This is a genomic window from Phycisphaerae bacterium (assembly GCA_024102815.1).
Lineage (GTDB): Bacteria > Planctomycetota > Phycisphaerae > UBA1845 > UBA1845 > JAGFJJ01.
Map to the genome: position 1 here is coordinate 1 of JAGFJJ010000076.1, position 24,149 is coordinate 24,149.

The 24,149-nt window shown below is 61.7% G+C and carries 14 protein-coding genes, 2 tRNA genes and 1 pseudogene; 9 read left to right on the forward strand and 8 right to left on the reverse strand.

What is annotated here, in order from left to right; all coding sequences use genetic code 11:
• Positions 1–775 precede the first annotated feature (775 nt).
• Entirely contained in the window at positions 776–1,048 is a 273-nt protein-coding gene (locus J5J06_18650; protein MCO6439117.1) for a hypothetical protein, read from the reverse strand.
• Positions 1,049–1,523: 475 nt separating this feature from the next.
• Here J5J06_18650 and J5J06_18655 point away from each other — a divergent pair.
• A tRNA-Arg gene (locus J5J06_18655) sits at positions 1,524–1,597 on the forward strand.
• A 757-nt stretch (positions 1,598–2,354) separates the two neighbouring features.
• Here the strand turns inward: J5J06_18655 and J5J06_18660 are convergent.
• From J5J06_18660 to J5J06_18675, 4 genes are all read right to left on the reverse strand, one after another.
• Positions 2,355–6,938 carry a hypothetical protein gene (locus J5J06_18660; protein ID MCO6439118.1) on the reverse strand — a complete coding sequence of 1,528 codons (4,584 nt, stop codon included), beginning with the start codon at positions 6,936–6,938 and terminating at the stop codon, positions 2,355–2,357.
• 702 nt (positions 6,939–7,640) lie between these two features.
• Positions 7,641–9,380, reverse strand: a complete 1,740-nt coding sequence (locus J5J06_18665; GenBank protein ID MCO6439119.1) for an acyl-CoA dehydrogenase family protein — start codon at positions 9,378–9,380, stop codon at positions 7,641–7,643.
• A gap of 6 nt (positions 9,381–9,386) precedes the next feature.
• Positions 9,387–10,415: an electron transfer flavoprotein subunit alpha/FixB family protein gene (locus J5J06_18670; protein ID MCO6439120.1), complete on the reverse strand. Its 1,029-nt coding sequence runs from the start codon at positions 10,413–10,415 to the stop codon at positions 9,387–9,389.
• A 47-nt stretch (positions 10,416–10,462) separates the two neighbouring features.
• Positions 10,463–11,377 (reverse strand): electron transfer flavoprotein subunit beta/FixA family protein, encoded by a 915-nt coding sequence (locus J5J06_18675; protein ID MCO6439121.1) that lies wholly within the window; start codon positions 11,375–11,377, stop codon positions 10,463–10,465.
• 155 nt (positions 11,378–11,532) lie between these two features.
• Here J5J06_18675 and J5J06_18680 point away from each other — a divergent pair, with 155 nt between their 5' ends.
• Positions 11,533–12,810: an amidohydrolase family protein gene (locus J5J06_18680; protein ID MCO6439122.1), complete on the forward strand. Its 1,278-nt coding sequence runs from the start codon at positions 11,533–11,535 to the stop codon at positions 12,808–12,810.
• A 71-nt stretch (positions 12,811–12,881) separates the two neighbouring features.
• Here J5J06_18680 and J5J06_18685 read toward each other — a convergent pair whose 3' ends face one another.
• The 3 genes from J5J06_18685 to rnr form a co-directional block, all read right to left on the reverse strand.
• Positions 12,882–14,498: a glycerol-3-phosphate dehydrogenase/oxidase gene (locus tag J5J06_18685; GenBank protein MCO6439123.1), complete on the reverse strand. Its 1,617-nt coding sequence runs from the start codon at positions 14,496–14,498 to the stop codon at positions 12,882–12,884.
• A gap of 59 nt (positions 14,499–14,557) precedes the next feature.
• On the reverse strand, positions 14,558–15,853 hold the full coding sequence (locus tag J5J06_18690) for a DegT/DnrJ/EryC1/StrS family aminotransferase (GenBank protein MCO6439124.1): 1,296 nt from the start codon (positions 15,851–15,853) through the stop codon (positions 14,558–14,560).
• Between the two features lie 97 nt (positions 15,854–15,950).
• Complete coding sequence (gene rnr / locus J5J06_18695) at positions 15,951–18,266, reverse strand: ribonuclease R (GenBank protein MCO6439125.1); 2,316 nt, start codon at positions 18,264–18,266, stop codon at positions 15,951–15,953.
• A gap of 444 nt (positions 18,267–18,710) precedes the next feature.
• On the opposite strand from rnr, the gene J5J06_18700 reads away from it, so the two are divergent.
• The 7 genes and pseudogenes from J5J06_18700 to J5J06_18730 all read left to right on the forward strand — a co-directional run bounded on the left by J5J06_18700 (position 18,711) and on the right by J5J06_18730 (position 24,133).
• A complete protein-coding gene (locus tag J5J06_18700; GenBank protein MCO6439126.1) occupies positions 18,711–19,430 on the forward strand; it encodes a cobalamin-dependent protein in 720 nt (239 codons plus the stop codon).
• Between the two features lie 371 nt (positions 19,431–19,801).
• Positions 19,802–21,361: a DUF4139 domain-containing protein gene (locus J5J06_18705; GenBank protein ID MCO6439127.1), complete on the forward strand. Its 1,560-nt coding sequence runs from the start codon at positions 19,802–19,804 to the stop codon at positions 21,359–21,361.
• Between the two features lie 218 nt (positions 21,362–21,579).
• Positions 21,580–21,654, forward strand: a tRNA-Pro gene (locus J5J06_18710).
• Positions 21,655–21,815: 161 nt separating this feature from the next.
• Positions 21,816–22,178 (forward strand): annotated as a pseudogene (locus J5J06_18715) (four helix bundle protein).
• A gap of 73 nt (positions 22,179–22,251) precedes the next feature.
• Positions 22,252–22,632 carry a VOC family protein gene (locus J5J06_18720; GenBank protein MCO6439128.1) on the forward strand — a complete coding sequence of 127 codons (381 nt, stop codon included), beginning with the start codon at positions 22,252–22,254 and terminating at the stop codon, positions 22,630–22,632.
• Positions 22,633–22,965: 333 nt separating this feature from the next.
• Positions 22,966–23,403, forward strand: coding sequence for a zinc ribbon domain-containing protein (locus J5J06_18725; GenBank protein MCO6439129.1), 438 nt, complete (start codon positions 22,966–22,968; stop codon positions 23,401–23,403).
• A 94-nt stretch (positions 23,404–23,497) separates the two neighbouring features.
• Positions 23,498–24,133, forward strand: a complete 636-nt coding sequence (locus J5J06_18730; GenBank protein ID MCO6439130.1) for a class I SAM-dependent methyltransferase — start codon at positions 23,498–23,500, stop codon at positions 24,131–24,133.
• The last annotated feature ends 16 nt before the right edge of the window (positions 24,134–24,149 follow it).

Sequence of the window (24,149 nt, forward strand, 5' to 3'; positions counted from 1 at the left end):
GGTTACACTCTGTCACGAACGGCCTCCGTGCCTCGGCATGATTGCGTTGGAGCAAACCCTATCATACCAGGTTCGAAGGCCTTCCTTATGCGCGAATCAACGTCAACTCATGAAATATCCGGGCTAATTCTTCCGCTCGAGCGGCCCTCGTCATCTCGAAGACGTGGACTGCAAGATGATTTATTGTTCCAAGTGCGTCACGACAACTTGCCCTTGGCACCCTTATGCGCCCATCCAGCTCTGCTCGAACCTCGATGAAAATCCTCTTGATTGCCTAAGTCGCGCATTGTGCGCAAGATGCCCATCATCAAGCGGCCATGGAGTTCTCGTAACCCCTTATCGCTACTGAGGGGAATTAAACTTACATAACACGTCGAAGCGTTCATACAGAGGGCAACGGGCAAGCCGTCCAACTGAGTCAAGGTCGCATACCACTCAGCCTGTGGCGACACGTATTCCTTTTCCAGAGCTCTGGGCGGAAGGGGGATATTAAAATGTGTGATGAGCTTCCGTGTAGAACGTAGCGTGATCATGGCGCGCTACTTTCTGGATTCTCGATGATTCAGCATGGCCGCGAGGGGCAGAAGGTCCTCGACGGCACAGCAATGTACTACCCAAGTCTCTGGTTGTTGCCATGCGAAAATCGCTTCCGGTTGTGAGTCATGCTTGCCGCTCTTGCACCCAGTATGCCTTGCTTGCGCGATTTTCTACTTCCCGCCGAACGTGGCATTCGACTGCGATTGAACGATGATCGACTCGGACTTGGCCAGCTGGTTCAAAACGTCGACTGCTCCGGCGCGGTCGCGCTATTGACCGCGTTTCTCTTCGGAGGCAACGCACGGGCGTGCACTTCTCCGTCGTGCCGGACCACGCCAAGGCCGTCGCTCTCCCACTCCCGGGCCTTCCGGCTTCGCCGGGCCTGATCATGCCAGTGCGGAAGAGGCATCGAATGCTGCTCGACGAGATTCTGGGGATGGACCGATTCTGGCTGCGCGGCTTTCCGGTCAATACCCTCCAACAATTGCTCTTCAAATGTCGGCTGGCTCATTGCCCGCCTGGGCTCAGCAACAACCTCCTGTCTCCGCCGTTTTCCTCCTTGGATTGAATTCCACGGAAGGACGCCCAATTCGAAAAGAACCATGGCTTGCCAGGTTCGCCAAATCGGGATTATTCTCGTTCCGGTGACGAGCATGTTCGTCAGTCTTGCTGTATCGACACTATTCTTGGGTGGGCCGCCCGTGTGCAGGCTCGAGGCGTCCAGCAGGTACCGATCGAGAGCGGCCTGTTCATCGGTACCAAAAAAAGTAGAGTTTGCCGCGATTTCGCTTGCACCATTGACCCGTCGGGGGCAAGGTCAGACGAATCGACCTGCGCGCTTGAAGCGATTGTGCCTTTAGCATGGGCCCATTGCCCACTCGCTGCTCGGTTGAGATTATGGCGGAAGCCGCAGTTGTAGACAGAGCTGTAGGTTGCCACGAAAACGAGGGATGGCATTAGCGTAAATCGTTTATTTTGATAAGTTTGCGCCGGTAGCTCAGGTGGATAGAGCATCGGATTTCTAATCCGATGGTCGCAGGTTCGAGTCCTGCCCGGCGCGTTTTCGTAAAGCGCTTTCCATGAGGCGTCCAGCGGCATTGGCATCTCAAGTCCCCCTACCTTGGCGTCCGGTAGCGAGGCGCCGGCGTTATTGTGGCGTCAGTCTTGGCCGCCAATCGGACCGCTATGGCCTCGATTGTCCAGCGAGCGCGGTCCACGTGCAGTTAGCTCGCCGTGACCTAAGACGCCGCGGTGGTCTTCATGTTCGAGTGGAGCATGAAGTTCGTTTTCCGTTAGCCGACTGGAGTGGGAGCACCGAACTTTGCGCGGTTAGGAACGGGGAGCAAGCGGTTGACTTCGCGCCCATCGAAAGCGCCGATCAAGCACACGTATCCAGTTCCTCGGATAACACCGCGAGCAACGGGCGGACGAGAGATGGCCATATCAATATTGACGCTGCTTCCGCCCACACCCGTGGTTTCGTATGTGCTGCGCGCCAGGTTGCAGCCGACGCCCGCCAGCCGGTATTTCGGCGACAAGTAGCAGCTCGCTGGCTGCGTGGGTGAGGGCCGTCGCAAGCCTCCTGTTCGCCACGAACACCCATCGCCTTGGCTGGAAGTGGCAGGCCCACGGGGCGATCGACGCGCCTGTTGGAGTCCCACGAAGATTCCCTGGGGATCGGACGCGGTGCAGTTCCAGAAGGACCTAACCGTCGGGCGGATTCCGTGTGGGTCCCCGTTTCACAATGCCAGCGTTGATCCTTGCGAGTTCGGAACACAAGCGGTTGACGTCGTTAACGGGCGCGCTTTCGGTTCGGTCTAGTAGCCAAAGAAGCTTCTCAGACCTTCCCGTAAGCCACAGACCGGACCCAGTCGCGCTTCCCGCCTCGGGAGCAGTCCGCCCAGCGTTAGAAAATCGTCCAGATATGAGCGCGCCGGATTCCACCACTGCGAGCCGTACCAGGTGATGCCGGCCTCGGCCGGGTTGCTGGCCCCATATACGGATATGACATCACTCCACGACGGCAGGCCGTCCGTGCCGTAGTACTGCCCCCACGCAACGCCCGCGACGGTAAAGACCCCGGCAGCGGGGCTGTACGGGAAGGGCGCCGCATCGATCAGCCCACCGATGTGTCCGAGTCCTTCGCTAATCGCGATGTTGATGCCCGGTTGAACCACCCACTGGTCGGCGAAAGATCCGAAGGCGCCGGCCTCGGAAGCTGGGTCGAGCCCGAACGGATCGCGTGCGTTGACGGGGTTGTTGCCGGTATAAGCATACGGCGAGAGCGCCCACGCCACCGGCAGGGGATCACGTTGCAGGAAGCGTCCGGTACCTGGGTCGTAGTATCGCCGGCGGTAGTGATACAAGCCGGTATCCACGTCGTATTCGCGACCCGCAAACAGGCGCCAGTCTCCCAGGGCTCCGTCCATCAGAACCGGCTCGCCAAATGCCTGGTAGCGATAGGTCGTCTGGCTTTCACCGTAAGCGTCCGTCACGCCGAGGATAGTTCCGAGAGGATCACGCAGGTAGAAATCGTTCTCATAGGAAGCGAAGCCGCCTTCCTTGAGGCCTTCGAGCATGTCGATGCCCTGTCCGAGCACGAATTGCCGGCGCAGTCCTCCCGCTGCATTGAACTCAGCAAGCACCTCGTCTCCCTCGTAGACGTAGTACGTGACGTCTGCGCCGACGCGCTTCTCAATTCGCCGGCCGAGCGGATCGTACGCGAAGCTTACCACCGTCCCGTCCGGCAGCTCCGCGGAAACCAGCCGGTTCTCCGCGTCATACGTGTAGGAGGTCGTCTCACTCGTACCGCGATTTGTGCGCCGCGCGAGATTTCCCGATGCATCGTACGTGTAATCAAACGTGGGATCCCGATTCAGTCTGTTGGCCGCATCATAGGCATACTCGGCCTCGAGTCCCGCCACGAATCGATTACCCGCGCCATCGTAGGAATATTGCTCCGCCGGGTTGTCCGGCGTGGGGTGTGTGGCTTCAATCAGCCGGCCGGCATCATCATACGCGTACGTATGAACACCGTCGCGATCCTCCATACGCGTGCGATAGCCCGCTGGGCTGTACGTCCAACTCGCCGACTCGCTTCCGCCGGATCCGACCAGGGCGGATGATGTCATGCGGCCTGCGCCATCATGGGAAAATGTTGATTCGGTGCCGCTGTAAGACTCGTACCAACTTGCAGGTCTGCCGGCGGTGTCATATTCGGGTTGAAGCCAGAAGTACGCCCCGCCATACAAGGATGTTGGCCACCACCCGCCGCTCGGGCTCCATTCGTATCCGAAATCAGAGACAGCCTCGCCCTTGGCAAGCGTAATCAATGTCTCACTGTAGTTGCTCGTGCGATACTCGTAGGAAACGGTAGCCGTCAGACCCGACGATGGAAAAATAGTCGTGACGTCTGTGACCAGATCGAACCAATTGTACGTGAATTCCAGTCGACAGCTCGGCGTCTCCATACTCGTGCACAGTCCCGTTTCCGGGTCATACGTATACGTGGCCGATTCACCCGCCGATTGTGTTCGCTGCGTCAGTTGGCCCGTGCTGTTGTAGGCAAAGCTGACCGAGGCGCCGGTTGGCTCGGTGCGACTGGTCAGGCGCCCGTTGGCATCGTACGCGTAAGTAGTCGCGTTACCCAGTGCATCAGTGATTGCCGCAGGTCGGTACATCGCATCGTAGTCGAATGTTGTTGTATTGCCGCGGCCATCCGTGATTGCGGTCATGACCGCCACGGCGCCGCCCAAGTCGATGTCGAGGCTTCCCCGCGCCGGCGCGTAGGAGAAACGGATTGTCTCACTGAGGCCGTTGGTGACCTGGTCGACAAGATTCATGACGTTGTAGCTGATGGACCAGTGTCGTCCGTCGGCATCCGTGACATCGCTGATGTTACCGTAGCTGTCGTAGCCGTAACGCCATACACCTCCCTCACCATCGGTAACGGTTTCCAGATTGCCATTGGCATCATAGGTCATTGTCGTGGATTCATCCCCGATCGTGACGCCTGTTCGCTGGCCGCGGTCGTTGTACGTGCATGAATAACGGCGCCCGCCGGGCAATGTCGCCTGCGTCAGGTTGCCGCGATCGTCGTAGTCCGCGGTCCACGCCCCGGCCATGCTGTCTTCGATCCGCGTCGGCAGATTCAAATCGTTGTAGGTTATGCCGAGTGTGTCGGGCCAGACGGGCGAGCGCCCGAAGCCGCTGGCGCTGGTTAGATTGCCGCTCGAATCGTAGGCATAATCCGACCGCTTGCCGCTCGCGGTTTGAACGGTCGTGATCTGGTCATTGCGATCGCGCCCCATGAGCAGCGTACGCCCCATGGGGTCAGTAATCGCCGTACGTGTTCCGAAGGAATTCACCGCGAACGCGTATTCCTCTCCCGCCGGGTCGGTGTAGGACGCTTGCCCCTCGGTCGCGGCTACGTGCTGCGTGGAAGTGCCGTCCGGTCGATCAACGCGTGTTACTGCGCCACTGGCGTCGAATGTGTAGGAAGTAACGTGGTCCCCGGCGTCGGTTTGCGCCGTCATGCGATGCAGACCGTCGTAGGAGAAACGCCGCGCCGTTCCGTCCGGGTTCTCAATGCGTTCCAGATCGCCGACGGCATTGACGGTGAATTGCGTCTGCCGGCCTGCCGGGTCGGTGATTGCGCGTAGCCTGTTCACTTCGTCGTAGGTCAACGTCGTGGCCCGGCCGACCGGATCGGTAATCGTCGTAATTCGGCCCGCGGAGTAGGCAAACGTCGTCGCATTGCCGTTGCGATCGGCAAGGCGCGTTTGGTGACCGTCGGCGTCAAACGACACCACCATCCCGTCCGGGTGAGACCACGTGTGCGAGCCATCAGGGTTTCGGACAAGCGTTGCGGAATCCCCCCGGCCGGCGGCATATCCCCCAACGCCCTGTTCCGTGTACCCGAAACGGCTTCCGTCGCCGCCGACGATCACTGCCTGATTCCCGCTCACGGTTAACCTATGCAGCCCAACGATACCCCAACCGTACCCGTAGGGATTGTTGATCAACGTGTCGTCCGGCTCCGGCAGCACTACGGACCCGGTAAAGGAACTTTCCATTCCCAGATACTCATCCGCCGTAACTCCGGTGTCTCCCTGCGCTGCACCGCCGAACTCGTTGACCGTCGCAAATGTCGTCTCGTATTCGTTCACCAGGGTCAGCGTGTACGGGTATGTGCCCGTCGGGAGCAACTGCCCCATGGGGTCCCGGCCGTCCCAGCGAAACGCGAACGTTGCCGGGCCGTCGACCGGTTCGTAAGTGCGCTCCACGCGGTTGCCGCCGATCTCGGCGATCAGCCGCTGGCGCTCGGGCAGCAGAGTCCGGGTCAGACTGATATCGTAGGTGAGCTCGAGCACCACCCCTCCCGCGGGTACGGGCGAGTTGTACTGCAGGGCAACCGTACGCCGCCTTCCCAGCGTCGTATACGACGGTGTGAGGTGCTCCACGATCAAGTGTCCGTCGCCGACATCGACCCTCGACCCAGTTGGAACACTTCCGCAGGGTTGGTTGTTCCGTTCGGCTCGCTGGTCGGATGTCGTATCTTCCGCGTCTCCCGGTTCGCCGCTCCCCGTCGGCGATGTTCGCCCCAGGTTGCAGTCCCGTGGCGAGAAGTGAACCACCTGGTACTCGACCCATTCCCCATCCGCCGTCACTGTACCCATCGATTCGTGCTCCCAGGCCAGGGTCGTTGGGTTGTATACGCCAACGGGGATGGGCGTACCGGGAGCGAAGCCGCGCGTGTTGCGCATACGAACCGTGACGGGAGCATCAAATGTCTGGCCATCCGGCGTGAGATCGCAGGCGTACGTGAAGTGCGACAGTCCAGGCAGATCGTTTGGCAAGTGACGCCCCTCGTCGTACCACGTAGCCCGCAATTCGGCGGTAGCACCGAGCGCACCAGCCGGCACCGTGAGTTCGATGGATCCGTCGGAGTTCATTCCGCTGCCGCCTTCCGGACCAATGAGGATTGCGTTCGGGTCGACAGGAGTCAGGAACATATCGGCGACTGCCGCCAGGCCGCCCTCTTCAACCGTTGCCCGACGCTGGGCGTAGGTGTAGCCGTCTCTGCGGGCGGTCAGTGCGACGTCGCCGCCCCCCGGCACTTCGACCACGAACCGTCCCTCGGCGTCGCTATCTCCACTAACGGACATGTCGCTTACCGTGACGCGTACGCCGGGCAGCGCGCTGTTGGTGGAAGCGTCGAACACGCGTCCGTAGACACGGGCCGCCAAACCTCCCCCATTTATCGGGGGATTTCCGTTGTCGTTACTTGCATTACCGTTGCCTCCGTCGTTGGACGGCCCTCCGCAACTGCCGGCAAACCCGGCCGCAAGCAGTATTGCCGTCACCGTGAGAACGCATGCGATGCACGTTGGTCTATTCATGGTCTGGCTCTCAAGTCGCAAGATGGTTCAGGATGTTCGACGGGAGTTCTTGTGCCGGGAGGCGGGGTGCGAAGGGTGCCCTGGGACTCCGGGACCGCCTCGTCGAGAGCACGTTCCCGAAAACACGGGAAGATGTCCGCCGAAGGGGTCCGCAAAACTCGCGACCGCGGCACTCCCTGCGTAGCCATTTGATTCGATTATAAACCAAACGAACTCGGCGTGCAGCATCGGCTGCCTTGCTCTGCCTCTCCGGGGCCCCTGGCAGCACGAAGTCCGGCCGGGTCCGACGGCTCAAAGCGTCGAAGGGCGCCCCATTGATACATTGTGGATGCTTAACAGTCTTGGCACGATAATAAATATGTTGAGATCCAATGTCGGCGAGCATAGGGCAAGGCTGGACCATGCCGTGTTGGGAATAAGCAGCCCGGCTCCCGTCAGCATCGAGTCACTTTGGCGAGGCCGCGGCGCCAGTCCAAGCGATACTTTTTCTATCATGCGTGCAGGAAGGGGTTTAAACCACACGTACCCCGCTTCTGGCGCCCCCAAGCGGTGATAACGCCTTTCTATTCAATGGCCTATGGCCGGTCGGCTGGATTCGTGATCCGATGGTCGCAGGGTTGAGTCCTGCCCGGCGCGTATTCGTAAATCTCCCCAATGGCCGGAGTCAACGGGCACTCGGTTTGTCGTACTTGAGAATTCGAATCAATCGATTTCGCCCGCGATGGTCTCGAATTCCTGCATTGCCGACCTGTCGCCCGAAAGGAGCATGTTCATGTCGGCTTGAAGAGACTGGAGGCCACAGCGAATGTACCGCGCCGCGACGAGCCGCTTGCGCTCGTTACGCTCCGCCTGGCGAAGGAAGAAGTGCCCGATGAGGACAGTGGCGGCGGCATCCACGAGCTTGCGGCCGTAGAGGTCCATGTAGTCCGTGCCCTGCTCCTTGACGAAGGTGATGCCCTCCATGACGCGGGCACGTCCTTCGACGAGCCCCGCCTTGAACTCGTGCAGATCCTTGTCGAGGTACTCGCGCGATTCCAGTTCCTCGGCGAAGCGCTCAAAAGCTCCGCCGCATACGCCACGGACCGCCGCGACAATCTGAAGCTGGCTCGTGCCCTCATAGATGTTGGTGATTCGCGCGTCGCGCAGGTGACGCTCGACGGGATAGTCCATCATGTATCCGGAGCCGCCAAGAACCTGGAGGGCGTCGTTGGCAACGCGCACGGACATCTCCGAAGCGTAGTATTTCGCCATGGGCGTGAGCATGCCGTTGAGCCGCTTCCACACGCGGGCTTCGCTCTTGCGGCGCTTGAGCTCGTCGGCATCGGTCGGCGGATTTGTCTCCAGAACGCGCTGGTTGTTCATCTCGAAGTCGCAGTAGCGACTGGCCTCATAGACCAAGGCTCGAGCGGCTTCCAGGGAGATGCGCATGTCCACGAGCATATCCGCCACGGCAGGCAGTCGCTCGATGGACACGCCGAACTGCTTTCGCGTGTGTGCGTATTTGCGCGCCACGCGATACGCGGCCTCGGCGATGCCCAGGGCCTGCGCCGCGACGCCGATCCGCGCACCGTTCATCAGGCTGAGCACGTAACGGATCAGCCCGAGCTGGCGTTCCCCGATCAGCTTGGCGGGCACGTCCTCGTAGACCAGTTCACAGGTGGGCGATCCGTGAAGGCCGAGTTTCTTCTCCAGGCGGCGGACCTTCAGCCGCGGGCCGCGCTCCGCGAGGAAAAGGCTCAGACCCCGGCCATCCTTGAGTTCCGGCTCGCTCCGCGCTAGTGTCAGAAGTACGTCACCGCAGCCGTTGGTGATGAAACGCTTGACGCCGTTGAGGCGCCATTGCCCGTCGGTGTCCTGCCAGGCACGCAAGCCCACGGCCTGGAGATCGCTGCCGGCATCGGGCTCGGTCAGGGCCATGGCCCCGGTAAGCTCTCCGCTGGAAAAGCGAGGCAGGTATTCATCCTTGATGGACGAATCCGCGAACGCGTTGATAGTTTCAGCGATACCCTGCAAGCCGAAGATGTTCATCAGCGAGGCATCGGCCCGGCTGATCATCTCGATGGCCATGGTGTAGACGAGGTTGGGGCAGTTCAATCCGCCGTACCGGCGCGGCAGCGTGAAGCCCATCAGGTCGGCCTGGCCCAGTGCCCGAAGGCTCTCCTGCATGCCACGGCTGAGCGTAACGGTGCCGTCCTCATTGAGCCGGTTGCCCTCGTGATCCACCGACTCCGCGAACGGAGCGATGGTGTTGGCCGCCACGTCGCCGACGATGGAGAGAATGCGGCGATAGTTATCGACGGCGTCCTCCGCATCCCGTGGCGATTCCTCGTGCACGTCCGGGCCGGTAGGGAAGCCGTCTTCCTGTACCGTTGCGAGGGCGCGCAGATCGAGATGTTCGAACAGGAAGCGGATGTCCTCGTTGTCGTCGAAGAAATTGGCCATGATCGTCTACGCCCGCTCCTTGATGGCCCGGATCATCACCGGAATCACTTTCCGCAAATCGCCCACGATGCCGTAATGAGCGACCGAGAAAATCGGCGCGTCCTTGTCCCAGTTGATGGCGATGATCTTGGCCGATTCCTCCATCCCGGCCCGATGCTGTACCGCACCGCTGATACCACATGCCACGTACAGCGCCGGGCGCACAGTCGTGCCCGTTTGCCCGACCTGGTGATCCTTGGGAACGAATCCTCCGTCCACGGCCGCGCGCGAAGCTCCCACGGCGCCGCCCATGACCCCCGCCAGGTCGTGTATGAGCTGAAAACTCTGCTTGCTGCCCACGCCCGCGCCGCCGGCGACGATGGTTCGGGCTGCCTTCAAGTTGACCTTGCGCGGCTCCCGGTGGCGCTCCACGATGCGCACGGCGAGGTCGCTATCGGAGAACGCGACTTCCTCGTCAATGATCTCCCCTGTCCGCTCGGCATCCGGATCTTGGAGCCGCATCACGCCCTCGCGGACGGTCGCCATCTGCGGCCAGCGGTCGAAATTGATGATCGTTGCGATGATATTGCCGCCGAACGCGGGACGTATCTGGAGCAGCAGGTTCTTGTGCGTCTCCTTAGTCCGCGGGTCGACGTAATCGCCGAGATCCAGATCGGTGCAGTCCGCCGTCAGACCAGCCTTCAGGGCCGAAGCCACGCGCGGTGCCAGGTCACGCCCCAGCGGCGTCGCTCCAAAAAGGAGGATTTGCGGAACATGGCGCGCGGCCAACTCGATTACCACGCGGGCGTAGGGCAGCGTTCGGTAGTGCTCGAGCTCGGTGTGGTGGACGTGGTACACGCGATCGGCGCCGTGGGCGATCAGCCGGTAGGAGAGTTCGCGCACGTTCCAGCCAGGCAGAACCGCGGCCATCCGCGTGCCCAAACGGTCGGCCAGTTCCCGCGCCTTGCCACACAGCTCCAGGGTAACGTCGCTGAGACGCTCGTCCTCCTGCTCCGCGAACACCCACACTTCGCCCTTGCGATTGACGGGAATCATCAACGAACCCTCGCCGCGCTACCGCGGGCCGGTCAGCATGCCAGTAGTTATGACAGCGTGTGATCCACGATCAGCTCGTGGATCATTTCGCGAACGCCTTCTTCCGTTGCGGGCACTTCCTTAAAGCCTTCCTTGGTCAGCACGATCGACTGCACCCGGTGAACTTTGGTCGGCGAGCCGGTCACACCGCACCATTGCAGGTCAGCCTGCACGTCATCAAGATCCCATTGACCGATCAGCAATCCGCGAGACTTCAACTGCTCAAGACGCCGTGCGGCCTCGCTTTCGCGAGCGTCCGCAGACCCCTTGGGCATCGCCAATTCCACTTCCCTGGCGACCTCGCCCCCTGTTCGCGCGTGCTTGAAGCGCATCATCCGGCGCGCGGCTGGGGGGCGGGCGCGATTGGCGGAATCCAGCACCGTGACCAGCAACGGAAGCCGGGATTCCAGAACTTCCCATCCGTTCCCCACGTTCCTTCGCAGTCGAGCCCGGCCGCTGTCGAGTTCAACAACCCGTTCGAAGTACGTTACCTGTGGAATGCCCAGTTTCTCAGCGAGTTGCGGACCCACCTGGGCCGTGTCGCCGTCGATGGCCTGTCGACCGCAAAAGACGAAATCGAACCGGCCCAGCCGTGCAACGGCCCGGCTGAGGATGTAGCTTGTAGCCAGCGTATCGCTGCCTGCCGCCCGGCGGTCATTAATCAGAATGGCTCGATCCGCCCCTCGATAGAGACACTCGCGGAGGACTTCGGCCGCGGCGAGCGGGCCCATCGTCACGACGGAGACCGTCCCCCCGAAGCGTTCGCGAACGTCGAGCGCCGCTTCCAGGGCGTGCAGGTCTTCGGGATTGAACACCGTCGGCAGGGCTGAACGGTTAACGGTTCCGTCGGCTTTCATCGCGTCGACGGTGATGTTGGCCGTGTCCGGAACCTGTTTGACGCAAACGATGCTGTGGTATGTCAAGGGACTCCCCCTTCCGCTGCTCGTTCACAGAAGAGTACGGCCAAGGTAGCCCTCCTCCGGGGACCCGTCAATCACTTGTTGGGTCCGGCGTCGCCGCCTAGAATCGGCCTCACCGATCGACTCAAAGGCCGTCCACGCAGGCTGGGGAAATGGAAATGACCACGCTTTTCGGAACGCTGCTCGAGCCCCGTACGCCCTCCGAATGCCGTATCACGCCAAAGACCGTCGTGCGTTTCGCGGAGGGCGGGAAGATCGCCGAAGTCAACCGTGGGGCGTCGCCGGGGGGGGACGCCGTCGGCGACGACGGTGCCTGGATTCTGCCCGGCTTCATCGACGCCCACCTGCACCTGCCCCAGTGGGATCGCCGCGGACTCGACGGCCTCAGCCTCTTCGACTGGCTCGATCAGGTCGTCTACCCCGCCGAGGCACGATTGCGCGATGCCGATCTGGCCGAGAGTCTGGCCGAGGAATTCGTCTCCGGACTGGTCGCCTGCGGTACGACGACCGCCGCCATTTTTGCGAGTCCACATCGACCCGCAATGGAAAAGATCTTTGAGGTCTTCAATCGGCGCGGCTTCCGCGCCGTATGCGGACTGATGCTCAATGACGTGAATGTACCGGCGGAACTTCTCGTGCCCGCGGATCGCGCCCTCGACGACTCCCGAGCCTTGGCCGCGAAATGGAACGGGGCCAACGGCGGCCTCATCCGATACGCGTTCAGTCCGCGCATGGCAACGTGTTGCAGCGAGCGCCTGCTCCGCGGGTCCGCCGAGCTCGCCGCCATGTCCAATTGTTACATCATGACGCACGTGGCCGAGTCGCCGGCGGAGGAGGAAGCCGTTCGGGAGCGATTCCCCGAATGGCTGGACGACGTCGAGCTGTTCGCTTCGCTGGGATTGCTGACGCCGCGAACGCTGCTCGGTCACGGCGTCTGCATGACAGACGCCTTGCGGCATCGTGTGGCGGAGGCGGGCACGGCCGTGGTGCACTGTCCCACGGCCAATCTATTCCTGGAGAGCGGCCTGATGGACTACGTCGCCCATCGTCGGGCGGGCGTGCCCATCGCTCTGGGCAGCAGCATCGCCGCCGGGCACGACCCCTTCATGCCCCACGTGGCGGTGTCTTGCCTCCAGACCGCCAAGGCGCTCAAGGTGCATGCCATCCCTCGCGGAGCGAGTCCGGCTCCCGCACCGGAAGAAGCCTGGTGGCTGCTCACCCGCGGCGCCGCCGAAGCGCTCCGCCTGGACGACCACACCGGGACCATCGAAGCGGGCTTTGACGCCGATTGCCTCGTCGTGCGCCCCGAGCCGTGGATCGCCCAACTGCCCGCCCACCAGCAGGCGTCCGCACTGCTCTACACGATCCGCCCGGACCAGATCGAGCACGTGTTCATCGCCGGCCGACGCGTGGGTCCCGAGCGGTCGAAAATCTAACCATCGTCGTGGGTTCGGCGGCACCTTTTCCGCCAGCCAACCGACGGCGCCATGACTTCCACGCCGGACGGTCAGGCGTCGTGACAAGGCGCGCGGCAGGATTGGAATTCTCTGAGTTCAGCTAGCGCGTGCTCGACTTCTCGTTCAAACTTCTGCCGTGACCATCCAAGTGCTTCGGCCAAGCGCGATTGGTGTGGTTGGACGGCTTCAAGTCCCCCTTGTTCGGCGAGGAACAAGAGCGATGTCCTTCTCTTCAGTAGGTCGGTTAGATGGTGGACGCGCTCTGTCCGGCAAATGTACTCAAGCTCTTCGATCGTGTAGGGAAGACCCTCAAGAGGAGCACAAACTGTTGATCCGCGAGCTGGCCGCCGCAATTCAAGAACGGCCGTTCCATAATGGGTAATGAGATGTTCCGCGATATCCGGTCGCATACCGCCGATTCCGGCCGCGAGTAGCTCGGTGATTCGGGTCGATTGTTCCTTGCTGTTAAGCCCTGGCCAAAGCGGCATATAGCGAAGTGCACGCCGCCGCTCGCGAGACAAGGGCGGACGATCCAGAATTGTCTCGACGCAGTCAACAGCCTCTTCGGCGGCGAGCCGAAAGGTCGTCAGTTTCCCGCCCATGATCGTGACAACGCGTTCCTCGCGATTTACAAGGATTCGATGGCGACGACTCATCTCATTGGCGTTGCTGCGATGTTGCGGCGCGATCGGTCGGACTCCCGCGTAACTGCCGCAAATATCTGAGCGCGTGAACCGCGTGGATGGGAAATAGTGTAGAAGACTCCCCCAGAGGTCGTCCAGCTCATCGGCTTCCGGTCGAACCAGTTGAAGGTCGCCCTCGAAGCGCCGTTCGGTCGTGCCCACGACGAGACGAGTTTCCCATGGAACGATCCACAAGTATCGTCCGTCGCGGATGCTCCGAATGACGACGACATCATCCGGAAATCCGCCCGACCTGCGAACAACCAGGTGGCTGCCTTTGATCCAATCTGGAGAAACCTCGTAAATTCCCAGGAAAGAAGCGGTAAGCGCGCTCCATGGACCAGTCGCATTGACGATAGCATGGGCATGCACCGTGACTGTCCGATCATTCACAAGAAGTTCCAGCTTCCAGCCGTCAGCGACCCGCCGGGCCCCGGTTGCCGTCACGTAGTTCCACGTCATTGCGCCGCGGGCCTGGGCTGAGCGAAGCACAGCCATGACCAGACGAGCGTCGTTCGTCCGTGCGTCCCAGAAACGAACTCCAAAAGGGTGTGCCAGAAGCTCGGGATGGGCGGCTCGGATTGTACCGCCGAGTATGGGGCGGGATAGTCGTCCGCTTCGACACAATTCGATGAGCCCGTAGGTCTGAATTCCGGCAGCGGTGAGGAGCCATTTCAGAAGCCGCCGTCCTTCAAAAGGGATGATGAATCGTTGGGGAACGACGAGCCCTGGTGCCAGGCGATGAAGCAGGCGGTCTCGCTCCACGACGGATTCGACGGCGAGTCGCAACTTGCCCTGGTCCAGGTAGCGCAGCCCTCCGTGGATGAGCTTGGATGTAACGTGGCTAGTGCCGGAGGCGAAGTCGTGTTGCTCAATGAGCAGCGTTCTCAATCCCCGAATGGTGGCATCTCGGGCGACGCCCGCCCCGGCGATTCCACCGCCGATCACCAGGCAGTCGACTGCATACGATTCGGGCGTGGGCATGAGTCACGATGTTGGGCAATCCGGGAGCGGCGTCAACATGGTTCATCGAGCCAGCCTGCTCAACGGGCCGCTTCGCGCGCGGTCTGGCGGCGGATCGCCTCTGCGATTTCGCTTGCGCGGCCCATCACTTTTCGGAAGGCATATGCGTATTGATCCAGAAGATCCCGCTCCGCCGAAGGGAAGCTGGGCAGTTGCAGGAGGGTTCGGTTGCCCGCCGTTGTCCTCGGCAGATCATCAGCCGAGTACTGGCGCATGGCGGCTTGCGGTTGTTCCCGGATTCTGGCGAGCCCGGCATAAAGCCCTTCAGTGAAGACGGGCTGCTCGTGCAGGAGCGGATAGCGAGGACACCCCACCTTGCAACCCTCAGCCTGTAGGGCCCTGACCAGAACGTCCGTTGGGAGCCCGGTTCGGTTCGGTTCGTTTTGCACCATAAAAAGAAAATAGACACGTTCCACGTGATCGGGCGGCAGAAACGCGTTGATTCCCAGTGGTTCGAGAAGTTCGGAAAGATACCTGATATTGGCGTTGCGTTGGGCGTTGCGCTCCGCGAGATGGCGCAGTTGAACACGTGCCACGGCCGCGCTCAACGGCGCCATTCGGTGTTTGAATCCGAATCCGGTTCCCGCGAATCGTCGAGCGGGTGTCTGGAGTTCCAGAATCCTCTCAAAGTGCCCCAGGCAGATCGCATGTTCGTGGATTGCGTCATCGCTCGTAAGGAGAATCCCACCTTCGCCCGCCGGGGCCAATTTGTTCGTCTGTAGGCTGAAGACCGCTGCATCACCCAGCGTCCCCACCGGCCTTCCACGCCAGCGAGCACCTTGGGCGTGCGAGGCGTCCTCCAGCACTTTGAGCTTATGTTCTTGAGCAATGGGAGTGAGGGCTTCCATGCGCGAGGGCATACCCCAAAGATGGACCACGATCATCGCCTTCGTGCGATCGGTGATCTTTCGCGCCACGTCCTCCGGATCGAGCCCGAGCTGGCGAGGCTCGCTTTCGCAGAAAACGGGAACGGCGCCACACCAGAGCGCGGGCATTACAGACGCCCAGTAGGTTGCCGAGGGCACAATTACCTCGTCACCGGGATGCAGGCCGAAGGCATGCAGTGCGGCGAAGATCGCCGACGTGGCGTTGCAATACGCAATCGCATGGCGTACGCCGAAGGATTGCCTGTAATCGTCCTCTAATTCTCGCGTGACGCGATGAAGTGACAATTCTCCGGAGCGGAGCACCTCCGTAACTGCGGCAATCTCCTCATGCGCGATGATGGGCCAGCGATTCGCGTCGGCGTCATCGATCGTAACGGCGGGATTCCCCCCAAGAATCGCGGGCAAATCGGTTGCATGAGTCCCCGACATCGTATGTCTCCATTAAGTCGAATCCCTCATGGTTGATCCAGGCTATCCCAGCGACCGGCAGCCCGATGGTTTGAAACGGGCCTCGAAGACGCCCGGTCTATTTCTTTCGCTTCCTGCTTCGCGAATCCTTGCCATTCGATTTTTTCTTTGCCCGCCTGCCGGGCTTTTCGCTGCGTCCAGCCCGACCGCGCTTCGATCCTCCGCTGCGATCCCGGCGCGCGCCTGACTTTCCGATCTTCTTCGTTCGCTTCCCGCCCTTCGGCGCCGGCAGCTCCTCCGCCAATGCCAGATCGAGTCGCCTCGTGGGAACATGAACGCGGTCGACGGTCACCTTGAGGCGGTCGCCGACAGTGATCTGCCGGCCGGTCCGCTCGCCGATCACCGCGCCACTGGGCGCATCGACTTCCCACCAGTCGTCGGGCAGGGCGTCAAAGCGGAGTAGGCCGTCGACGAAGTAGTGGTCGAGCTGCACGAACACGCCAATGTTGGCCACGCCGGTCACCACGCCGCCGAACGACTCGCCGATTTTCTTCTCCAGCATCTTGAGCGTGAGCACGAGAATGAGCTCGCGCTCGGCGGCTTCGGCGCGCCGCTCGTTCTCGCTGCATTGCCGTCCAAGCCGCTTGAGCTCTTCTTCCGAAGGCGCGGCCGACTTCTCCGCCTTCGTGCGCAGACCGCCACGAAGATGAGCATCCAACAGGCGATGCACGGTCAGGTCGGGATAGCGGCGGATCGGCGACGTGAAGTGGCAGTAATTCTCGCTGGCCAGCGCGTAGTGTCCGGCGAGTTCGGGCGAGTACTCCGCCTGGGGCATGGAGCGGAGCGTGGCCAGGTTCACGGCGAAGGCCTCGTCCTTGCCGCGAACCGAGTCGATGAGCGCTTGCAGGGCGAAGCGGTCGGCGTCGTCGGTCAGCTCGTGTCCGAGCACGCGCAGCAATCGCTGGAGGTTGCCGCCGGTGAGGTCCTCCGGCTCTTCGTGGATCCGCCGCAGGCAGGGTACGCCAATCTCGCGGAGCTTGCGGGCCACGGCCTCGTTGGCCTCGACCATGAACATCTCGATGATCTTGTGGGAATAACCGGTATCGGCCGCGCGAACGTCGACCGCGTTACGATTCTCATCGTAGACAATCTCGGCTTCGGGCATGTCAATCTCGAGCATGCCTTGCCGCCGGCGTCGCGCCTGGAGAATACGCGCCAGCGCTTCCATGTCCCTGATGAGCGTCACGACCTTGGCACTCAGACGCCCCGGCTTGCCTTCGAGCACACGGCCGGCCTGCTCGTAGGTGAGACGCTTCACCGAGCGGATGATCGAGTTCGCGAATCGCGCCCCGCGCACCTTGCCCTTGGCGTCGTAAGATATGAAAGCGCTCTTGGTCAGTCGCGGGCGACGCTCCTGGAGCGAGCAAACGCCGTTGGAGAGCACCTCCGGCAGCATGGGAATGACCAGGTCCGGCAGGTAGACGCTGTTGGAGCGCTCGCGGGCTTCGAGGTCGAGCGGGCCGTCCTCCGGCACGAACGCGGCCACGTCGGCGATGTGCACGCCGAGTTCAAAAGTGCCATTGTCGTGTCGCTTGAGAGAGATGGCGTCGTCGAAGTCGCGGGCGTCCTCAGGGTCGATGGTGATGATGGTCTCGCCGGAGAGGTCCTCTCGATCCGCATGGTTGCGCTTGACATTGCTTTCGTCATAACTGGTCACGCGCTGCCGGGCTTCCTTGAGCACGTCCTCCGGAAACTCACCGGGGAGCTGGTACTGCTCGATGATGCTGGTTGTCTCCACGCCGGGCTCGCCGCGCGGGCCCAGCACGCGAACGATCACCCCCCGCGCCTGTGACCAGGCCGAGGGGTACTCCGTCAACTCGACCACCACCTGGTCCCCGGTACGCGCTCCCTTGGCACCCGGATCACCCACCTGAATCGGTGCGTGCAGAGCGTTCCCCTCGGGCACCACGAACCACTTGCCCATGTTCTGGGACAATTCTCCGACGAAGCGGTTCTGTCCGCGCTTGACGATGGAAGTGATCTGGCCCTCATAGACCATCCGCCCTTCACGCTTGCCGCGCTTGAAGACGCGCGCGGATACGGTATCGCCGGTGATCGCCCCACCGGTGGCATTGGGGGGGACAAAGAGATCGCCGTACGCATTGGGCGTATCGGGAACAACGAAGCCGAAGCCGCGCGGGTTGCCACGGAACCGGCCGACAATTCGGCCCGGCGGCTCGCCGAGTAGCACCGCGTTCCGGGTTCCCAGGACGATCCGGCCGGAGCGCATGAGCGCCCGGCAGGCGGAGTGGAAATCGCCGGCCTCGTCCTCGGCGATGCCCATGGCCTCGGCCAGCTCGGAGAGCTTCCGGGGTTCATAGCCTTCGGCCTGCACGAAATTGAGAATCCGCTCGGTAAACTGTCTGGATGGCATAGCGTCAGATCCGACTTGTACAAAGGAGAGAGTGGGGATCGCGAGTCCGTGACTGCGCTCCGCGCAGAGTTTCCAGTGATGACGTTATGGGAAGTACTGCCGTTCGACCAGAATGAGGAGATTTGCGAATTGATATCGGACCAGTTTTGCCGGGCAATCGGCAGGAATTGCCGAATGACAAATTGGGGCTGATAGCCTCAAGATTTTTTCGCACCTCAGACGATACTAAAGCTGCCTATTTTATCTAATCTGCCTATTTATTAGACGCCTTGCGAAGTTCGAAGGCGCAAGAACTGCGGTGGAAGAGGAATCGGGCAGCGGAGCGGAGACTCGCCCTTAAATCTGAAAGCGATGCGCGGAAGCGCTCCGGCGTGGGGCAGGAGGCCCAGCAGGGGGACCCAAGGGTTCTGCCGGGCCCGGTCCGCGCACGGGGAGTTTGATGAAATGCCGTCTTCGTTTTTGGATGATTACATGGTCGCCCTGCTGGCGGGGAAACGAGAGGGTTGTCGGACGCTGGTCAAGCGAGCGCTCGACAGGGCGAACGGGGCCATCCCCGTATATCGCGAGCTGCTCTGGCCCGCGATGGAACGGGTGGAAAAACTCTACCGCGGCGACCGCATCAACACTGCGGCGGAGCACATGGCCACGCGGATCAACCGCTGTATCGCGGATCAGTTGCAGGTCGCACTGGATCGCAGCGAGCCCATCGGCAAGTGCGTGCTGATCGCCTGTGCCGACGGTGAGCCGGAGGAGCTCGGGGCACAGATGACCGCGGACCTGTTCGAATCCCGCGGCTGGGAAGTCTATTTCCTCGGCGGCGGCGTGCCCAACGACGAAATTCTCCACTTGGCCGGGCAGCTTCGCCCGGACCTCCTCCTGGTCTTCGGGACGCAGCCCAACGGTGTTCCGGGTGTGCGACACCTGATTGACCTGATTCGCAACATCGGGGTCAACCCCACCATGAATGTCATGGTAGCCGGCGGCGTCTTCAACCGGGCGGACGGTCTCTGGAAGGAAGTCAACGCCGACCTCTTTGCGCGAACGGCGCTGGATGCCCTGCCCCTGGCCGAAGGGGCTGAGCCCCGCACGCCGACGCCCATGCCTATGAATGGCGTGAAGAAACGGCGACGGAGACGCAAGGCGGCGCTGGCGGAGTCGGCATAAAGACAAGACAAGAAACCGATCGCGACCCGCTCCGACGGAGCAAATCGCGAGACCACCCCCCCAAATCGGACCGTGCCGAAAGGTGCGGTCCGTTTTTTTGGTCGTTGAACGCTTCATTGGCGTGGAATCTCGGACGCGGCGAGTTCAGCAACCCCATTGGTTTCGCCCCAATCGGCGCCGCGTCACGCCCGCGTTTCAGATGGAAGACACATTGGAACTTTCCACCGACCGATGTGTCCAATGCCAATGACGGGTGCAGCGGAAGCTCGTCCTTGGGGTTCATCACGCTTGGCGACGAGGATCGATCGGACTTGCCCGCTTGCGCTGCGCGCTGCAAGCTATGAGACACACTTACGTTCAACGAAAAGGAGATGGCCATGGTTCCCCGTATTCGAGTACTGCCTCTGCTTTGCGCTACGTTGGGTCTTTCGATCTGCGGCGCAGCGACCAGCGCGGCTGAGCAGGGCACCGCCCTGACGATCTACAGCACTGCCCGTCCGGGCGCCGTCCCGCCCGAACTCTATCAGCCGGGCATGCGTCCGGAGTACAGCCGGGTGAATTATTCCCAGTCCATTCCCGGTTTCGCCATCGTCCGCCAGGAGCGGGACATCGAACTGCCCCAGCGGCGAAGCACGGTGCGGTTCGTCGATGTCGCATCGCAGATCGATCCCACCACGGTGCGCTTCGAGTCGTTGACCGACCCGACGGGGACGAATGTCCTCGATCAGAATTTCGAGTTCGACTTGGTAAGCACGGCCAAGCTGATGGAGCGCTTCCTGGACAAGGAGATCGTCGTTGAGCAGGCGCAGGGAGATCGGATCAGCACCTTCACGGGCAAGCTCCTGAGCACGTCGGGCGGGCTTGTCCTCCAGGACAAGGACGGGCAGGTCAAGGTAATCAACGGCTACTCCAACGTGCAGTTCCCCGATCTCCCCGGTGGCCTGATCACGCGCCCCACTTTGGTGTGGGATGTCGTAGCCGAAAAAACCGGTCAGCAGCGCATGCGCGTAAGCTACGAGACGAAGGCCATCACGTGGTGGGCCGACTACAACCTGGTCTTCACACCGGGCAAGGACGCCAACAGTGGGTTGCTCGATGTCGGTGCCTGGGTGAGCATCATCAATCAATCCGGAGCAACATACGGCGATGCCAGGCTGAAGCTGATTGCCGGCGATGTGCATCGTGCCCAGCCGCAAGGCACGGCCTACCCCATGGCGGCGAAGATGCGGCGGATGGCCGCGATGGACATGGAAGAAGCCGCCGGGTTCGAGGAGAAGTCATTCTTCGAGTATCACCTTTACACGCTGGGCCGGCCGGCCACACTTCCGGACAGTTCCACCAAGCAGATCGAGCTCTTTCCCACGGCGCGAAATGTGCCTGCCGAGAAGGTCCTGGTGTACTACGGCCTCGGGGGATTCTACCCCTACTACGGCAGCCCCATGACGGACCGCAACTTCGGCGTGGAGTCCAACAAAAAGGTCGACATCTACCTCCGCTTCAAGAACGAGGAGAAGGCGGGCATGGGCATGCCGCTGCCCTCGGGGCGGATTCGCGTGAGCCAGCGCGACCCGGCCGACGACTCTTTGGAATTCATCGGCGAGGACACCATCGACCACACCCCCAAGGATGAGCCGGTGCTCATCAAGTTGGGCAGCGCTTTCGATGTTGTCGGCGAGCGTCGCCAGACCAACTTCGAGCTGGACACGCGTCGCAACACCATGACGGAATCGATTGAAATCAAGATCCGCAATCACAAGGACACGCCGGTGAAGGTGATCGTGAAGGAGAACCTCTACCGATGGATGACCTGGCAGATTACGGAGAAGTCGCACGACTACGAGAAGATCGACTCGCGGACGATTCACTTCCCGGTCACGGTGGAGAAGGACGGCGAGGCGGTGATCACGTACACGGTCAAGTACACGTGGTAGCATGAGACAGAAGCGGGCTCCGAACGCCCCGTCGCGGCAATAGACGCTGCGGCGGGGCATTTTGTTTCCGGTAGGGGGATGTCGCGTCGGAAGCGGGCGGGGGATGTCCGCGTCCGAGAATCGCGAGCAGGGCCCGGATGGAACGGGACCGGGCCCGGTCGTTCCCGCCTGTGAGTTGACGGGCGGGAAGGGCCCGATTAGGCTGGGTGGTTCCTCTTCGGGGCGTAGCTCAGCCTGGCTAGAGCGCAGCGTTCGGGACGCTGAGGTCGCAGGTTCAAATCCTGTCGCCCCGATTGCCGCGAAGCGGCAATAGAGCAGGTGAGCGCAAGAACATCAGAACAGGAGAGGGAAGAAACTCTCCGGGACGCGACCCGGGTTCCGGTGCTTTGGATCGCTCACTTGCGGTCTCCTGTTCAACAGATCACCTGCTCGCGCGGAAGCGATTGAACGTCCAATGGCGTTCATGTTTGAGAAGCTCGACGTCTACCAGAAGGCCGTGGACTTTGCCGATGAGATTGCAGCCCTGACCGAAGGCTTCCCCCGCGGTTACGGCTCCCTCGTCGATTAGTTGAATGGTGCCGCGCTTTCGATCGCAGCAAACCTCGCCGAAGGAAACGGGCGCTTCACCAAGCCCGACCGGCGAAACATCTTCACGATCGCGCGTGGATCGGCACAGGAGTGCATTCCTTTGCGGGAGATCGCGCGCCGCCGGGGACTTGTCCTGGAGCGAGCAGCCCTCGGCCTGCGAGAGCGACTTGAGACCATCGCCAAGATGATCTCGGGCCTGATCAACGGGCTGGACAAGCGCGAGACCTGAATGCTCCGGACTTCACTCCTTCCCAGAGGCGGAAGAATGGCAGAACAGGCGAGGCGTACGGAAAGGGAACCAAATGGAGCAGGTGCTCGGAATCGGCGGCGTATTCTTCAAAGCCCGCGATCCGAAGGCGCTCGCCGCCTGGTATCGTGAACACCTGGGCGTGCCTGTCGAACCGCAGCAGACCTACGGGGCATTCGCTTCCACCGCGGCCGGGGAGCAGGCCGTCTGGTCTGCGTTCCCTGCTGACACATCTTACTTCGGTCCGGGTCCGGCGCCTTTCATGGTCAATTATCGCGTACGAAACCTCGATGCCATGTTGGCCCAACTTCGAGCCGCCGGGGTTCAGGTGGACGACAAAGTCGAGGACTACGAATTCGGCCGGTTCGGCTGGGCGACCGACCCGGAGGGTAACCGTTTCGAGCTGTGGGAGCCGCGCTCACCCGGGCAAGGATAGGCGCTTCATGCCGAGCCAGCGGCCGAATTCGGGCGGGTTGCGATCCCGGGAACTCGTCGTATCTCCGAAGATGGTCGCATTCGCCGGCGCATGTTGAACACTGAGAAACGGCTCCCCGCGTGGCTACCATTTCCGGGCCGCTTGGCAGGGATTCTTGGAATCCGACCGACATGTGTGGTTGAACGCCGACCTGAAGAGAACTGCCAGGATGATCCCGGGTGCAACCAACGGCCTGGACAGGTGCGATGTCCGGAAGGTAGCATTCCACTGAAACGGCGTGACCCCGATGGCCCATCTCATTCGACATGCGAATCGCACAGAGTGGTGACTGCGATGGCTCGGCAAATCTCCAAAGCGCGGCGAAACGTCTACTACACCGGGATCGGTCTGATGGTCCTCGGGATACTGCTCTTCTTGTCCACGTTTGTCTCCGCTGCCATGCATTTGGGTGACTCCTCAGGCTTCGGCGCGCGCGGAGGATCCATGTTCATCAGGGCATTTGGCGGCATGGGCTTGGTATTCGTGGGGGCGGTTGTCCGCGCCGTCGGCGCTGCTGGCCTGGCCGGCTCCGGTCTCGTTCTGGATCCGCAAAAGGCGCGAGAAGACTTGGAACCCTACAGCCGCATGGCTGGCGGCATGGTGAAGGACGGTTTAGAGGAGGTGCGAATCGATCTCGGGCCGCAGAAGGTCGTCATGATCAAATGCCCGGATTGTGCAAAGTTGAATGAAGAGGACTCGAAGTTCTGTCAGGAGTGTGGGAGGCGCCTGTAAGATCGAGGTGGCGCCGATACGCTCTGCTCACCAGCCAATGCGACCGAGGCGGCCTCATTGTTGTGTTAGATGACACCCTTGAACCCGTTCTGCCGTGAACAACCCCTGGCTGTCCATTCCTTTGGCCGATTACGAAGGCCACATGGCCCTGCCCGAGGTCGGCCAGTCCACACTATTGAGTGGAGTATTCGAATCCGTGCTACGCCGGTTCGCGCCGGCATCCGTTGCGGTGCTGGGCTGCGCCGGCGGTAACGGCTTCGAGTACATCGATCCGAATGTCACACGGCGCATCGTGGGCGTCGACATCAATCCCGACTATATTGCACACACACAGAGTCGCTTTGGGGCTCGCCTGCCCGGACTGGAGCTGTACGCCCTTAACGTTCAGGTCGACGCATGGCCGATTGCGCCAGTGGAACTCGTCTTCGCCGGACTGCTGTTCGAATATGTGGAGCCGCGCGAGGTGCTGGACCGGATCCGCGTCATGCTCCGGCCGGGGGGCGTGCTTGTGACCGTCCTGCAACTACCCAACGACGACATTCCCGAGGTCACGCCCTCGCCTTTCAAGAGCCTGGAGGCGCTCGATTCGATCATGCGGCTCGTGCCACCGGAAGCGCTGAAGCAAATGGCCGAGCAATTGGGTTACCGCGAGACGGACGCGCATTCAATTGCGACGACCGGCGGAAAGCAGATGATGGTGCAGACATTCACCTACCCGGCCGCTGAATGACCTATTTGCAATCGGA